The organism is Citrobacter sp. wls829 (assembly GCF_005280825.1).
GTDB classification, from domain to species: domain Bacteria; phylum Pseudomonadota; class Gammaproteobacteria; order Enterobacterales; family Enterobacteriaceae; genus Citrobacter; species Citrobacter gillenii.
The window spans coordinates 32549-47882 of sequence record NZ_SZWP01000068.1 but is presented as its reverse complement, the minus strand read 5'-3'; the positions used below and the strand labels follow the sequence as shown (position 1 = coordinate 47882).

At 53.7% G+C, this 15334-nt stretch carries 12 protein-coding genes; 4 read left to right on the top strand and 8 right to left on the bottom strand.

Annotated features, from left to right (window positions below; translation table 11 throughout):
- Positions 1 to 101: 101 nt before the first annotated feature.
- The 3 genes from galS to folE form a co-directional block, all read right to left on the bottom strand.
- Positions 102 to 1124, bottom strand: coding sequence for an HTH-type transcriptional regulator GalS (galS, locus tag FDW88_RS14425; RefSeq protein WP_096756484.1), 1023 nt, complete (start codon positions 1122 to 1124; stop codon positions 102 to 104).
- 144 nt (positions 1125 to 1268) lie between these two features.
- Positions 1269 to 2426, bottom strand: a complete 1158-nt coding sequence (gene yeiB / locus FDW88_RS14420; protein ID WP_137362814.1) for a DUF418 domain-containing protein YeiB — start codon at positions 2424 to 2426, stop codon at positions 1269 to 1271.
- A gap of 13 nt (positions 2427 to 2439) precedes the next feature.
- Positions 2440 to 3108: a GTP cyclohydrolase I FolE gene (folE, locus tag FDW88_RS14415; RefSeq protein ID WP_096756482.1), complete on the bottom strand. Its 669-nt coding sequence runs from the start codon at positions 3106 to 3108 to the stop codon at positions 2440 to 2442.
- Positions 3109 to 3430: 322 nt separating this feature from the next.
- Between folE and fghA the strand changes: the two genes are divergently transcribed.
- Both fghA and FDW88_RS14405 read left to right on the top strand, forming a co-directional pair.
- Entirely contained in the window at positions 3431 to 4267 is an 837-nt protein-coding gene (gene fghA, locus FDW88_RS14410; RefSeq protein WP_096756481.1) for an S-formylglutathione hydrolase, read from the top strand.
- Between the two features lie 275 nt (positions 4268 to 4542).
- Entirely contained in the window at positions 4543 to 6528 is a 1986-nt protein-coding gene (locus tag FDW88_RS14405) for a ligand-gated channel protein (protein WP_137362813.1), read from the top strand.
- Positions 6529 to 6595: 67 nt separating this feature from the next.
- Here the strand turns inward: FDW88_RS14405 and lysP are convergent, their stop codons facing one another.
- Positions 6596 to 8071 carry a lysine-specific permease gene (gene lysP / locus FDW88_RS14400; protein ID WP_096756479.1) on the bottom strand — a complete coding sequence of 492 codons (1476 nt, stop codon included), beginning with the start codon at positions 8069 to 8071 and terminating at the stop codon, positions 6596 to 6598.
- 160 nt (positions 8072 to 8231) lie between these two features.
- Entirely contained in the window at positions 8232 to 9101 is an 870-nt protein-coding gene (yieE, locus tag FDW88_RS14395; RefSeq protein WP_115258025.1) for a DNA-binding transcriptional regulator YeiE, read from the bottom strand.
- A 131-nt stretch (positions 9102 to 9232) separates the two neighbouring features.
- On the opposite strand from yieE, the gene FDW88_RS14390 reads away from it, so the two are divergent.
- Positions 9233 to 10282, top strand: coding sequence for a YeiH family protein (locus tag FDW88_RS14390; RefSeq protein ID WP_117343461.1), 1050 nt, complete (start codon positions 9233 to 9235; stop codon positions 10280 to 10282).
- A gap of 149 nt (positions 10283 to 10431) precedes the next feature.
- Positions 10432 to 11289 carry a deoxyribonuclease IV gene (gene nfo, locus FDW88_RS14385; protein ID WP_137362812.1) on the top strand — a complete coding sequence of 286 codons (858 nt, stop codon included), beginning with the start codon at positions 10432 to 10434 and terminating at the stop codon, positions 11287 to 11289.
- Positions 11290 to 11352: 63 nt separating this feature from the next.
- Here the strand turns inward: nfo and fruA are convergent, their stop codons facing one another.
- From fruA to fruB, 3 genes are read right to left on the bottom strand one after another with little or no spacing between them, the layout of a single operon-like run.
- Positions 11353 to 13038, bottom strand: a complete 1686-nt coding sequence (gene fruA, locus FDW88_RS14380) for a PTS fructose transporter subunit IIBC (protein WP_137362811.1) — start codon at positions 13036 to 13038, stop codon at positions 11353 to 11355.
- A 16-nt stretch (positions 13039 to 13054) separates the two neighbouring features.
- Complete coding sequence (gene fruK / locus FDW88_RS14375) at positions 13055 to 13993, bottom strand: 1-phosphofructokinase (RefSeq protein WP_003834544.1); 939 nt, start codon at positions 13991 to 13993, stop codon at positions 13055 to 13057.
- Positions 13993 to 15123, bottom strand: coding sequence for a fused PTS fructose transporter subunit IIA/HPr protein (fruB, locus tag FDW88_RS14370; protein ID WP_096756470.1), 1131 nt, complete (start codon positions 15121 to 15123; stop codon positions 13993 to 13995). The genes fruK and fruB overlap by 1 nt, the downstream gene beginning before the upstream one ends.
- Positions 15124 to 15334: the final 211 nt, after the last annotated feature.

Sequence of the window (15334 nt, the reverse complement as noted above, 5' to 3'; positions counted from 1 at the left end):
TAGTAGTTACAGCGCAACAAACAGTGTCATCATAGCTATCGCATTGTTAAGATACTGTGAATTTACTCACAGATTGAAAGCGGTTACATCAGGTGACATTATCAGTTAGTGATCGGTGCCGCATTCTGCCGCAACGCCACAGAATGACGTCGCACCAACGTCGGCATAAAACAGTGCGTTGCCGCCGGATCCAGCGTACCCGCCGCCCCTTGTAGCGCAAGCTCCGTCGCCATTTTCGCCATTGACGCAATGGGGTAGCGCACGGTGGTCAGTTGAGGGTCAGTGTAACGGGCAATCGGGATATCATCGAAACCAATGATAGACAGGTGTAATGGAATGGCGATGCCGTTGTCTTTTAACGCCGTCAGCGCTCCGGCAGCCATGTTGTCGTTGTAGGCAAAAACCGCCGTCAGCTGCAAATTGCGCCCCAACAACTCCACCATGGCTGATTCGCCCCCCGGCATATCCGGTGAACCGGTACCTACCCAGCTTTCCGCCGGCGTAATACCGTGTTCCTGCAACGCGCTCATCCAGCCCTCTTTGCGCATCGCATCATCTTCAATTCGGTGGCTTGACGCCAGGTAGCCAATACGTTGATGACCGTTATTGAGCAGCATGCGGGTGGCCATTTTAGCTCCGCTGATATTGTCCAGGCAGACACAGCGATGGGCGTAACCCGGCACAATGCGATTGATGAGCACCATGCCCGGGATGTGTTCCATAAACTCGCCTAGCTCGCGATCGCTCAGCGCTTTTGAGTGGACAATCAAGGCATTACAACGTTGGCGGATCAGGACTTCGATGGCATGACGTTCTTTTTCAGCTTCATGATAACTGTTGCCAATCAGCACATATTTCTGGTGCTGCTGAGCCACCAGATCCACGGCTTTCACCAATGCACCAAAAAACGAATCTGATACATCCATCACCACGACCCCAATGGTGTCGCTCACCTGCGTCGCCAGCGCTTGCGCATTGGCATTGGGTCGATAGCCTAACTGTGTCACAGCCTTCATTACCGCTTCACGGGTGTCAGGACTCACCAACGCACTGTTATTCAGTACGCGGGAAACCGTCGCTACAGAAACGCCAGACTGCCGTGCCACATCACGTATGGTTACCATATTCACTGCCCTGTTTAAGATTGCGGTTGCCCACGGACACCCCAGGCTGTGTATTTTGTCAGCACGAGGTACAGGACTGCGTGAGTCATGTCACAGGAATGAAAACGGTTACATCCATTTTGTTAATGAATGTGATCCAGATCGTTATCTGGATGTTCGCGGCAATGATGTCCCTGAAGCACGCAGGGTTAATTGACGCCATAGCCACTCCACCGGGCCCTGCCGGTAAAAATGCAGCCAAATGACGGAGAAAAGCAGGTTAACAGCCCAGACGGGAATAACGAAAAACAGCAGAGTCAGCCGGTCGAATTGCATAAACAAACCGAACTGATAAAACACCGTGGTGCAGATAAGCGTCTGCAGTAGATAATTAGTCAGCGCCATACGTCCTACGCAGGCAATAGCGATAACAATCTTAAAGCGACTCAGTTGCGGCCAGAAACCAAACATCAACGCAGCGTAGCCGATGGTCTGAAACGGCGCGCTCAGTTCACGCGGGGCTTGTAGCAGGAAAGCACACCAGCGGTACGCCCAGTCGAGATGCCACTGCAGCATAATCGCAGGCAGATTGATTGCTATACCGGTCACCACCAGCAGCATACCTGTACGTCGATAATGCGACAAACTGTACTGCCCTTTCAGCCAGCCACTGCGCATTAATGCGGCACCCAACAGCATCATCCCCGCCAGTTGCCAGCCGTACTGCGCCCCCAGCGCCAGCAGGCTGTTTGACAGCATATCCACGCGGTTACTCACCGCCTCCATGCCGCCATTAATCTTCCAGTACTTTTCATACAGCAACGCGGAGGCATCCGGTGTCCAGGCGCGACTGGTTTCCCCCCCAGAAATCGAACCCAGCAGCAGCAGTACGCCGATCCCCACCAGATACAGCAGAGCACCGGTGTTAAACAGGCTTTTTACCGATGGGGCATCACGAATCAGCCGCCAGCCGATCAGGCCGATTAAGCCATACGCCAGCAGGATATCGCCATCCCAGAATAGTAAGCCGTGAATAAACCCCAGTAAGACCAGCAGCGTGAGTCGCGACTGGATCCAGCGTTTTCCGCGTGGCAGCAGCATTTGCAGGCCCGCGCCGAAGAGCAGAGCGAACAGCGTGAGGAATTTCACCTGCGCGAAGAGATCGAGCACCGCCCAGGTCCAGGCATCCGATAAAGTAATGCTGCCAGACCAGGCCGGGTTGAGATATGCCGCCTTTGGCAAACCAAAGGCGCTGATATTGAGAAGCAGGATCCCGAGGATGGCAACGCCACGAATAAAATCCAGCGTGACATTACGCTCCATGGTCCTGCCCTTGTCAGTTGTGGTGACGTACAGCGCGCAGGAATTCCTGACGCGTATTCTGGCTGGATTTAAATAATCCACCCAGTGAGGTGGTCGTAGTGGCGCTGGTCGCATCGCGAATACCGCGCGCTTTCACACAGTAATGCACCGCATCAATCGACACCGCCACATTATTGGTTCCCAGCAGGGTTTGCAGTGCGGTCAGGATTTGTTGGGTCAGACGCTCCTGCACCTGCGGACGCTGGGCAAAGAATTGCACGATACGGTTAATCTTCGACAAACCAATCACGGATTCTTTCGGGATATACGCCACCGTCGCTTTGCCATCGATAGTGACAAAGTGATGTTCGCAGGTGCTGGTCAGCGTGATATCACGAACGGTGACCATTTCATCAACCTTCATTTTGTTTTCAATGACGGTGATTTTGGGAAAATTGGCGTAATCGAGACCGGAAAAAATCTCATCGACATACATTTTTGCGATGCGATGCGGCGTTTCCATCAGGCTGTCATCGCTCAAATCGAGATTGAGCAATTGCATAATCTCGGTCATATGGCCGGAGATAAGACGTTTGCGCGTTTCGTTATCCATCTCTTGCACGGGCGGGCGCAGCGGTGTTTCGAGACCACGCGCAACCAGCGCTTCATGAACCAGGGCCGCTTCTTTACTGAGTGATGACATTTATTCTTCTCCTGCAGGTGTGGCGCCTCTGCCCTGCGTGGGGCAAAGTTTTTAGGCTGTGTCACAGCCAGAACATTGTGCGTGAGGCTGCGCACATAATCCAGTATTCACCGCGATAATTATTGAAATTGGCACCGCCTTTCAGCGTGTGGCTTTCATGCACCGCTCGATCGGGTCGATACGGAGTGTTAACGCGAGGTTATATAGATGATGATGTATGTTTGCCCATTGCGGAAGTGAAAGTTACTCACGGCATCATGAATTATCTGTATTATGGTGAATTCGCAAACATATTCAGATTCAACACAACAAGGAGCCGTGCATGGAAATGCTCGAAGAGCACCGCTGTTTTGAAGGCTGGCAGCAACGCTGGCGTCATGATTCCGCCACCTTAAATTGCACCATGACCTTCAGCATTTTTCTCCCACCGCCGCGCGAAAATACGCCGCCTCCGGTACTGTACTGGCTGTCGGGCCTGACCTGTAATGATGAAAACTTTACCACCAAAGCGGGTGCGCAGCGCATTGCGGCTGAGTTGGGGATCGTACTGGTGATGCCGGATACCAGCCCACGCGGTGAACACGTTGCGAACGATGACGGGTACGATTTAGGCCAGGGCGCCGGCTTTTATCTCAATGCTACCCAGGCCCCCTGGGCCGCGCATTTCCGCATGTATGATTATTTGCGGGATGAGCTGCCGCAGCTTATTCAAGCGCATTTTAACGTCAGCGAGCGCTGCGCCATCAGCGGACACTCCATGGGCGGTCACGGCGCATTGATTATGGCGCTGAAAAATCCCGGCAGATACACCAGCGTTTCCGCCTTTGCACCGATTGTTAACCCCTGTCGCGTGCCGTGGGGCGTGAAGGCGTTTAGCGCCTATCTGGGCGAGGATAAATCGACCTGGGCCGAATGGGACAGCTGCGCGTTAATGTTAGCCAGTAAACCGGAAGAGGCAATTCCAACGCTTATCGATCAGGGTGATAGCGATCAGTTCCTTGCCGATCAGCTCCAGCCCGCCGTACTGGCGGAGGTAGCCCGTCAGACCGCGTGGCCGATGACGTTACGTATCCAGCCAGGCTTTGATCACAGCTATTACTTTATTGCGTCGTTCATTGAAGATCACCTGCGCTTCCACGCGCAGTATCTGCTGAAGTAACCCCCCGAGGGCGCAAGCCCTCTTTGTTTCTCCATCATTCCTTCACTTTTTCTCCATTTTTATTTCGCTGCTATCTCTTTGATTTTATAAACACTTCCCAGAATACCATATCAAACACAAATGATTTCTATTATCATTTGTGTTTACAAAAATTCATACTTTTGTACAATCCCTCCGCTTCTTTACTGAAAAGAGTCCTTAAAAGACAAATACATACAATTGTCATGGCCTTTCACATGACACGCAGTTAGATTCATTTAAATGGAATGATACAAATGACTATACCTCACGTTAAGGCCGTTGCTGCCGCAGTATGCGTCGCCAGCCTCCCATCACTCGTCTATGCCGCTGACCAGGATACCGTAGTGGTCACCGCGACCGGTTTCGAGCAAAAGATTCAGGATGCCCCCGCCTCTATTTCTGTGATCACCAAGCAGCAAATTGAGGATAAAGCCTACCGCGATGTCACCGATGCGCTCAAAGACGTGCCTGGCGTTGTCGTCACGGGTGGCGGTAGCAGCAGTGATATCAGCATCCGCGGGATGGCCTCGCAGTACACGCTCTTCCTGGTCAACGGTAAGCGGATCAGCACACGCGGCACACGACCGAACAGCGATAACTCCGGCATTGAACAAGGCTGGCTGCCGCCGCTGGAATCCATTGAACGCATCGAAGTGATCCGTGGCCCCATGTCATCGCTGTACGGCTCCGATGCAATGGGCGGGGTGATTAACGTGATCACCAAAAAGGTATCGAATACCAAAGGCTGGAGTGGTTCTCTACATAGTGACGCCACCTTCCAGGAAGACCGTGACTCCGGCGATATTTACCAGACTAACGCCTATGCGTCCGGGCCGCTGATTGACGGATTACTCGGCGCAAAAGTCACCGGGTTATTCTCTCACCGTGCCGAAGATGAAATCGTCAATGGTTATAACGAACAGCGTATGCGTAATGGGGGATTAACCCTGAACCTTACGCCGGATGATAAAAACGACATTGACTTCGATTACGCCCGTGAACTGCAGGATCGCGACAGTACGCCAGGTAAATCCACAGCAGAAGAAAGCTGTCGCAACGGAAGCTGTAAGCCAAACAGCAAAAGCGAAAACAAGTATGTGCACACGACCTATTCATTAACCCACAGCGGTTACTACGACGACTTCAACACCACCAGCTATATTCAGCAGGAAGAGACCGATAACCCGGGTCGTCAGATGAAGTCCTATAACACTATTTTTAACAATCAGAACCAGATTTTCCTCGGGGCACATACCCTGACGGCAGGCGGACAGTACCGTTATGAAAAACTGCGCGATAATGGTAACCAGCTGGAAGCGGCAGACGGTCTGAACAAGCTGACCCGCTGGAGCTGGGCGCTGTTTGCTGAAGATGAATGGGCCGTAACCGATACCTTCACGCTGACCGGCGGCCTGCGTATGGATAAAGATGAAAACTACGGTGATAACTGGACACCACGCGGCTACGGCGTATGGCATCTCAGCGATCAATGGACCCTGAAAGGCGGCGTGTCTGCAGGCTACCGCGCGCCGGATCTGCGCCAGTCGTCAGCAAGCTGGGGACAGGTGACTGGCGGTGGTCGTCTGAACGGCATCATTGTGGGCAACCCGGATCTGAAACCGGAAAAGAGCCTGAGCGAAGAAATCGGCCTGCTGTGGGATAACGGCAACGACCTCAACGCGGGCGTGACGCTGTTCAACACCGACTTCAAAGACAAGATCACCGAAGTTCGCCGCTGTAACAGCAGTGCCGATCCGGCCTGTACCATCGGCGGTACCCACTATGATTTTGTCAGCGATCGCGTTAACGTCGATGAAGCCAATATGCGCGGCGTAGAATCCACCTTCGGCTGGAAAATCACCTCCGATCTCAACTGGACGGCAAACTACACGTTCACCGAATCTGAACAGAAAAGCGGTCAGTTCTCCGGTCAGCCGTTAAACAAAATGCCGAAGCATATGTTTAACACCACGCTGGACTGGCAGGCCACGCAGGATCTCGGTTTCTGGAGCCGTCTGAACCTGCGCGGGAAAACCTCTGAGTACCTGAGCCGTACGTCGATGGCTCAAGGGACACCGACCTATACTCAAGTCGATGTTGGTGTGCGTTACTACGTGAGCAAGGATGTGCTGGCCACCGCTGGCGTGTACAACGTGCTGGATAAGCAAATCGATTACGAGACCTATGACACCATACTCGATGGTCGTCGTTACACGGTTGGCCTGACCTATAACTTCTAAGTTTGACGCAATAAAAAACCCCGGCATTTACCCTGCCGGGGTTTTTTGTTATTTCCTGCCAAAATGCTTAAGACGATTTCTTCACGCGATCCGGGAATTGCATTTCGCTGTAACGCACGAAACGCGTCCCTCTGGTCAGTTTATAGCCGAACCAGATAATCAGGAACAGCGGAATACCAATATAGGTCGCCATCACGCCGCCCCAGTCAATGGTGTCTCTCAGGAACGCTTCGTAGTTTTGCCCCAGGGTGATGATCAGGCACAGCACGAACGCAAAGATCGGTCCCAGCGGGAAGAAGCCTGAACGATACGGCAGATCGTTTATATCACGCCCCTGCATCACATAACCGCGACGGAAGCGATAGTGGCTAATGGCAATCCCCAGCCAGGCGATAAAGCCCGTCATACCGGAGGTGTTCAGCAGCCACAGGTACACGGTCTGGTTGCCAAACATGGAGGTCAGGAAACACAAACCTGCCACCACCGTGGTCGCATACAGCGCATTACGCGGGACGCCGCCACGAGACAATTTGGCGAAAATACGCGGCGCTTTGCCGTCGCATGCCAGGGTGTAGAGCATGCGCGTTGAGGCATACATACCGGAGTTACCCGCCGACAGCACCGCGGTCAGGATCACAGCGTTCATTACCGCAGCCGCAGAAAGCAGGCCCGCGTGCTGGAAGACCAGCGTAAACGGACTGACGCTAATGTCTTTCACATCGTTGCGCAGCAGGCTTGGATCGGTATACGGAATAATCAGGCTGATAATCAGGATCGCGAACACATAGAACAGCAGGATTCGCCAGAACACCTGACGCACCGCGCGCGGAATGTTCTTCTCAGGATCTTCAGATTCACCCGCCGCAATACCGATAAGTTCAGTACCCTGGAAGGAGAAGCCGACGATCATCGCCACACCAATCATGGCTGCAAAGCCACCGGCGAAAGGTGCATCTCCCGTAGTCCAGTTGCTCCAGCCCACCGGCTGAGCGCCTTTGAAGATGCCGAAAATCATCAGCACGCCAACCGCGATGAAGATAATCACGGTGGTGACTTTGATCAGCGAGAACCAGTACTCTGCTTCACCAAAACCGCGAACAGAGATGTAGTTCAGCAGGAAGATGACGCACAGGAACAGCGCACTCCAGATCCAGCCTGGCGTATCCGGGAACCACCAGCTCATCACCAACTGCGCAGCGACCAGGTCGACGGCAATGGTGACCGCCCAGTTGTACCAGTAGTTCCAGCCCAGCGCGAAGCCAAAGCCTTCTTCTACATAGTTCTGACCGTAAGTGGAGAACGAACCAGAAACCGGCATGTACGCAGCCAGTTCACCGAGACTGGTCATCAGGAAGTACACCATCAGGCCAATCAGAATATAGGAAAACAGCGCGCCGCCTGGACCCGCCGCAGAAATGGTTGCACCAGATGCAACGAAAAGACCCGTACCGATGGAACCGCCAATGGCAATCATCGTCAGGTGGCGCGCCTTCAGTTCACGACGTAGCGTGGGCGCTTCTGTGGTTTTAGTTTCGGAAACCATGGGAAAATGCTATCCATCCAAAAAATGAGGCGCGATTGTAGCAGACGAAATGGCATTCTTCCGGCACAAATACGCTGTTATAAGAGACCTTCATGACTGGCCGTGGATTATAAGTAAAGCCGAAAATAGTCGGCATGCTGCCTGAAAAAATATCGCCGCCCTACTGCTGGTCGCTGTAGCGTAAAAAGCGCAGCAGCGCATTGGAGAGATGTTTTTGACGGTGATGGACACGCCAAAGAGTACGGACTAAACGCGGTAACGGTACAGGCACTTCACTCAGCGTTCCCGCCTGTAGCTGCTCCTCAATCACCCGACGTGACAGGCAGCTAATCCCTAACCCATGACGCACAGCATGCTTAATGGCCTCGGAGTTACCCAACTCCATGGCCATCTGAAATCGCGGCAAATGAGATAACAGTAGGTAATCCACCAATTCACGCGTACCGGACCCGCGCTCGCGCAGGATCCACGGTGAAGCCGCCAGTTGTTCAAGCGTAACGGGACCTTTTACCAGCGGTGACGTCGGTGCAGCAAACACCACCAGCTCATCCTCCAGCCAGGGTTCTGAGATGATTTCCGTACTGTGGCAGGGCCCTTCTATCAGTCCAATGTCGACCCGGAAATCCAGTACGGCATTAATTACGTCCAGGCTGTTCCCCACGCTCAGTTCCAACGGCAGATCGGGAAAATCATGACGATAGTGGGCAATCATGGCAGGTAAAATGTAATTGCCGATGGTGCTGCTGGCATAGACGCGAATCGCCCCATTATCTTCCCGGAAAAGCTGTTCTATCTCGGCCGTTTGCTCAAGCAGCGCCAACGCGCGGGGATAGAGTAAACGCCCGTGCTCATTGACCACCAGACGTTTACCTACGCGATCGAACAGCTGTACGCCAAGCTGGCCTTCTAAATCAGTCAGCGCTGCGCTCACTGCGGATTGCGACAATGACAGCATGACAGAGGCCTGGGTTGTCGAGCCACTTTTCAGTACCTCGGCAAACACTTCAAGTTGTCGCAGGGTGATATGCATGGTCGTTTTCCTCTAGATGGCCCGTGTTTACCACTTATTCAGATTAATTATAAATATATAATCAATTTTATTTTTAAACCACTTCACCTTACTATTTTCTCCAAGAAATCATTCCATTGACAGGAGGGGTTATGACCGAACTCGCCCTAAAGAATCATCGACGTACAGTGTGGCATTTTATTCCGGGGCTTGCCCTGAGCGCAGTCATCACCGGAGCCGCGTTATGGGGTGGTTCTATCCCCGCGGTTGCGGGGGCCGGGTTCAGCGCCCTCACCTTAGCCATTTTACTGGGGATGGTCCTCGGCAACACCGTCTATCCGCACATCTGGAAAAGCTGTGACGGCGGCGTACTGTTTGCGAAACAACATTTATTGCGACTGGGGATCATCCTTTACGGCTTTCGTCTCACCTTCTCGCAGATTGCTGACGTTGGCGTCAGCGGGATTGTGATCGATGCGTTGACGCTGACCAGCACCTTTATGCTTGCCTGCTTCCTCGGCCAGAAGGTGTTTGGTCTGGACAAACACACCAGCTGGCTGATTGGTGCCGGGAGCAGTATTTGTGGTGCCGCGGCAGTACTGGCAACAGAGCCGGTCGTGAAAGCAGAAGCCAGTAAAGTGACGGTCGCTGTCGCCACCGTGGTCATCTTCGGTACCATTGCTATCTTCCTGTACCCGGCGATGTATCCGTTGCTTTCGCACTGGTTTAGCCCTGAAACCTACGGGATTTACATTGGGTCAACCATGCATGAAGTCGCACAGGTTGTCGCTGCCGGACATGCGATTAACCCGGATGCAGAAAACGCAGCCGTTATTGCCAAAATGCTGCGCGTCATGATGCTGGCTCCGTTCCTCATCCTGCTGGCAGCTCGTGTGAAACAACTGTCTCCGGCTAACGGCGGCGAAAAGAGCAAAATCACCATTCCGTGGTTTGCCATCCTGTTCATTGTGGTGGCGATATTTAACTCGTTCCACCTGCTGCCGCAGTCTGTGGTGAACATGCTGGTCACCCTCGATACCGTGCTGCTGGCAATGGCGATGGCCGCACTTGGGCTGACCACTCACGTCAGCGCGCTGAAAAAGGCCGGTGCCAAACCGTTACTGATGGCGCTGGTGCTGTTTGTCTGGCTGATTGTCGGTGGTGGTGCAATCAACGTTTTGATTCACAGCGTGATGGCATAATCAAACACGACTAACCCCCGTTGACCCGCTATACTCTCCCCTTTTATATTTGAGTATGGCGGGTTTTTCCCGTCATATTTCGAGTTGCATGCGCTGCTCAAAACGTATTGCGTTTTGTCCTGCAACTCGAACTATTTGGGGAATCAATTATGAAATATATTGGAGCGCACGTAAGCGCCGCTGGCGGTCTGGCCAATGCTGCTATTCGCGCCGCAGAAATCGATGCCACCGCATTCGCCCTGTTCACCAAAAATCAGCGCCAATGGCGCGCCGCGCCGTTGACTACTGACGTCATTGATAACTTCAAGTCGGCCTGCGAAAAGTATCACTTTAGCAGCGCACAAATTCTTCCTCACGACAGCTACCTGATTAACCTCGGCCACCCGGTCAGCGAGGCGCTGGAAAAATCACGCGATGCCTTTATTGATGAAATGCAGCGTTGCGAGCTGCTGGGGTTATCCCTGCTTAACTTTCATCCGGGCAGCCATTTAATGCAGATCCCGGAAGACGAATGCCTGGCACGTATTGCCGAGTCCATCAACATTGCCCTCGCGCAGACCCAGGGTGTAACCGCAGTTATTGAAAACACCGCCGGTCAGGGCAGCAATCTTGGCTTTAAGTTTGAGCATCTGGCCGCCATTATCGATGGCGTAGAAGATAAATCCCGCGTGGGCGTCTGCATTGATACCTGCCACGCCTTCGCCGCCGGATACGATCTGCGAAGCGCCGCCGAGTGTGAAAAGACCTTTGCCGAATTTGAACGTATTGTCGGCTTTAACTATTTACGTGGGATGCACCTGAACGATGCCAAAAGCACGTTTGGCAGCCGCGTTGACCGCCATCACAGCTTAGGTGAAGGCAATATCGGTCACGACGCCTTCCGCTGGATTATGCAGGATGACCGTTTTGACGGCATTCCGCTGGTGCTGGAAACCATCAATCCGGATATCTGGGCGGAAGAAATCGCCTGGCTGAAAGCGCAGCAAACCGATTCTGCCGCCGCCTGATCGGGCGGATTGAGTGAATAAAAAAGGGCCGAATCATCGGCCCTTTTGTGTCAGCAGCAGAAATTATGCTTTCGCCACCGCGTCCTCTTCTGGACGTTTCAGGAAGGCATAAGACAGACCCGCTACCAGCGTACCGGCAATAATCGCCAGCAGGTATCCCACCACCGGCGTAATCGCGCCAGGGATCAGCAGCACAAACAGACCGCCGTGAGGTGCCATCAGCTTCGCACCCACCGCCATCGACAGTGCGCCGGTCAACGCGCCACCGACGATGCAGCATGGCAGCACACGCATCGGGTCACGGGCGGCGAACGGGATCGCCCCTTCGGTGATGAAGCACAGGCCCAGCACCAGAGCCGCTTTGCCCCCTTCACGCTGTGCGTTGTCGAATTTACGACGCGCCACCAGCGTAGCCAGACCCAGCGCCAGAGGGGGAACCATCCCCGCCGCCATAATTGCCGCCATCGGTGCATACGTCTGCGTACTGAGCAGGCCGACACCGAAAGCATACGCCGCTTTGTTGACCGGACCGCCCATGTCGGTACACATCATGCCGCCAAGAATCGCCCCAAGCAGCACTGCGTTCGCCGTTCCCATGGTTTGCAGCCAGTGGGTCAGGCTTTCCAGAATACCGGCAACCGGTTTACCAATCAGGTAAATCATTGCCAGCCCAACTACCAGGCTCGATAGCAGCGGAATGATCAGGATTGGTTTCAGCGCTTCCATACTTTGCGGCAGCTTCAGCTTGGTGCTGATGAGTTTCGCCACGTAACCGGCAAGGAAACCGGCGATAATCCCACCAATAAAGCCAGAACCGGTACTAACCGCCAGCATACCGCCGATAAGACCCGGCGTCAGACCGGGACGGTCAGCGATGGAAAATGCAATATAACCCGCCAGAACCGGCACCATGAGCGCAAAGGCTGAACCGCCGCCAATTTGCATCAACGCCGCAGCCAGTGTGCCCGGCTCTTCAAATGCTTTAATACCAAAGGCAAAAGACAGTGCAATACACAGACCACCGGCAACCACCATCGGCAGCATGTAAGACACGCCGGTCAGCAGGTGACGGTATGCACCTGCGCTCTCTTTCTTACCTTCTGTTGCTCCGGACTGCCCATTCCCTACAGGCTGGTACGGCGTCGCTTCGTCTACGGCTTTATCCAGCTCTTGCTTGGTTTTCTTCAGCGCCAGTCCGGTAGAGGTGCGGTACATCGGTTTTCCGGCAAATTTCGCCAGATCAACTTCAATATCCGCCGCCACAATCACCAGATCGGCCTGCGCCACCTCTTCCGGGGTAATCGCATTGCCTGCGCCTACTGAACCACGGGTTTCAACCTTCACCCACCAGCCGCGTTTTTTGGCTTCGGTTTCAATGGCTTCCGCCGCCATAAACGTATGCGCCACGCCGGTCGGACAGGCCGTTACCGCCACCACGCGTTTGGGGCCACTGCTAACTACAGGCGCTGCCGCAACCGGTGCGCTGTAGGGTTTCGCATGACCTTTCGCTTCGCTCAGGAACAGTTCAGGATGCGCCACCGCACGGGAGATATCTCCCAGCCAAACTTTTTTGCCGTTCAGCGCACTGTCGTTAGGGAGGGTGTCACCCAGGACAATCGCCATCTCTGCATCATTCGGATTATCGATAATATCCAGATGCGCTTTTTGTGCCGCCGCTCCAAGCAGGGTTTTCGCCATGTAAGCGCGAGCCTGGCCGAGATTAGCGTCAATAATCAGCAGCGTTTTCATTATGCCTCTCCTGCTGTCAGTTAAACGGTTTTAAGTCGACGCGCGCCATCATCGCGGCCAACTGAGGACGATCGGTAATGCCGACATTGCTTTGGCTTACCGCCAGGGCGGCAACGGCAGTCGCCAGACGCAGAGTGTGTTCGCTGGACTCACGCATCAGCAGGCCATAAATCAGACCGCCAACCATCGAATCCCCTGCGCCTACGGTGCTGACCACCTCAACTGACGGCGGTTTAGCAATCCATTCGCCAGAAGCGTTAACCCACAATGCACCTTCCGCACCGAGGGAAATCACCACATGCGCAATACCCTGCTCACGCAGTGCATGCGCAGCTTCAATCACATCTTTCATTTCTGGCAGCTTACGGCCCGCCCAGATTTCCAGCTCACGACGGTTGGGTTTCACCAGCCATGGCGCCGCTTTCAAACCTGCAACCAGCGCTTCACGACTACTATCAAAGATAATGCATGGACACTGACTGCGCAGGCGCGTCATCCAGTCGGTGAAGGCTTCCGGACTCACGCCGGTTGGCAGACTGCCGCTGACGCAGACCATGTCGAATTGGCCCAACCAGCTCAGGGAGTCATTCACAAAGCGTTCCCAGTCCGCCGGGGTGACTTCAAAACCGGAGAAATTGAAGTCAGAAACTTCACCGTCTTTTTCAGTCAGCTTGACGTTAATACGGGTACGCCCCTGCACCACCTGAAAACGGTTGGCAATCCCCAGTTCGCTGAACAACTGCTGAAAGCCATCCTGGTTATCTTTACCCAGAAAACCACCCACCGTGACGTCGATCCCCAGATCTTTCAGTACCTTGGCAACGTTGATGCCTTTACCCGCGGCATGCAGGCCGGTCGTTTTTACCAGGTTCACTTCACCGCGTTCAATTTCCGGACAAAAGCCGACCAGGTCATAGGCTGGATTCAGGGTAATAGTTGCGACACGTCTGCTCATTATGCGCCCTCCCCAAGACCGGCTGCGATGGCCTCGCCAATCGCTTTCAGCGCCTGTTCAGCATCTTCGCCCTGGGCGGTAAAGCGCAGGTGATGTCCTTTCTTCACGCCCAGCGCCACAACTTTCATCAGACTGCGTCCATTTGCCGGTTTTCCGGTTCCATCAAGATTTGTCACGGTAATTTCACTGTTAAATTGTTTAATGGTATTCACCAGCATGGTGCCCGGACGGGCGTGTAAACCATGCTCATTGCGCACAACAAACTCTGCGCTCAGCACATCATCAGTTAACGCATCATCACTGGTCAGCAGGGCCAGTACGGTCGCTGCATCCGCTTTCAGCAAGCGGTCAGCTTTATTTTCCAGCAGCAAATCGCTAAGGCGCTTGAGCACTGCCACGGGCTGATCGTCATTCATCGCGACGGTCACCAATAGCGCGGCCGTCTCACCTTCTACGTCGAAGGCATTTGCCGCTCGGCTGAGCGCAACTGCGCTTCGCAGATTGCCTTGAGCACAATCATTCAGCCAAATCCCCTGGCCGAGGTTCAGCGGTTGCTCATTGATAGCCGTGGCAACAAAGTTAGCATCAACCGCACCCGCTTCTTTCAGACGCGCGGCGTTCAGGGCTTGCAGCGTGACCAGCGAACCGGCGACCACGTCCAGCGACAGCATGTCGTTGTCGAGCTTGAGCTGTTCGCTCTGCTTTTCACCCATCAGCAACGCACGCAGTTCTTCTGCGGTGGTGGCGGATTTCAGCTGTTCAGCCACCGAATCATCGCTGAGTACGTGTGTCAGCTGACGCAGTAAACCCAGATGTTCGTCAGAGCTGGCCGCAATACCAATAGCCACATATGCAACCTGGTCTTCACCCCAGGTAATACCTTGCGGAAACTGGAATACCTGCACCCCGGTTTTCAACACCTGATCACGGGTGTCCGTGGTACCGTGAGGAATGGCAATACCGTTGCCGAGGAAAGTAGATGTTTGCTGCTCGCGCGCCAGCATGCCGTTGACGTAGCCTTCCGCCACGTTGCCAGCCTGCACTAACGCGGCAGCAACCTGGCGAATGGCCTCTTCTTTATTTCCGGCCTGTTCGCCCGGGTGAATATCCTGAACAGATAACTGGAACATGGTTCTCCTCTCCTGCTGAATTGAAACGATTCAGCTAACATGAGAAAAAAGGCGCCACCCAACTCCAATACTTAAGAAAAGATGACGCTGAAACGTTTCAAGAAGTTTTGCGCTTTCTGCTTCAGCACGCAAGTAAAGTTAGCAATTTGCTTGCTGAATTTAGATATAACGCACATTTTTTCTTCTGTGCATCAATAATTGCTGACATAGA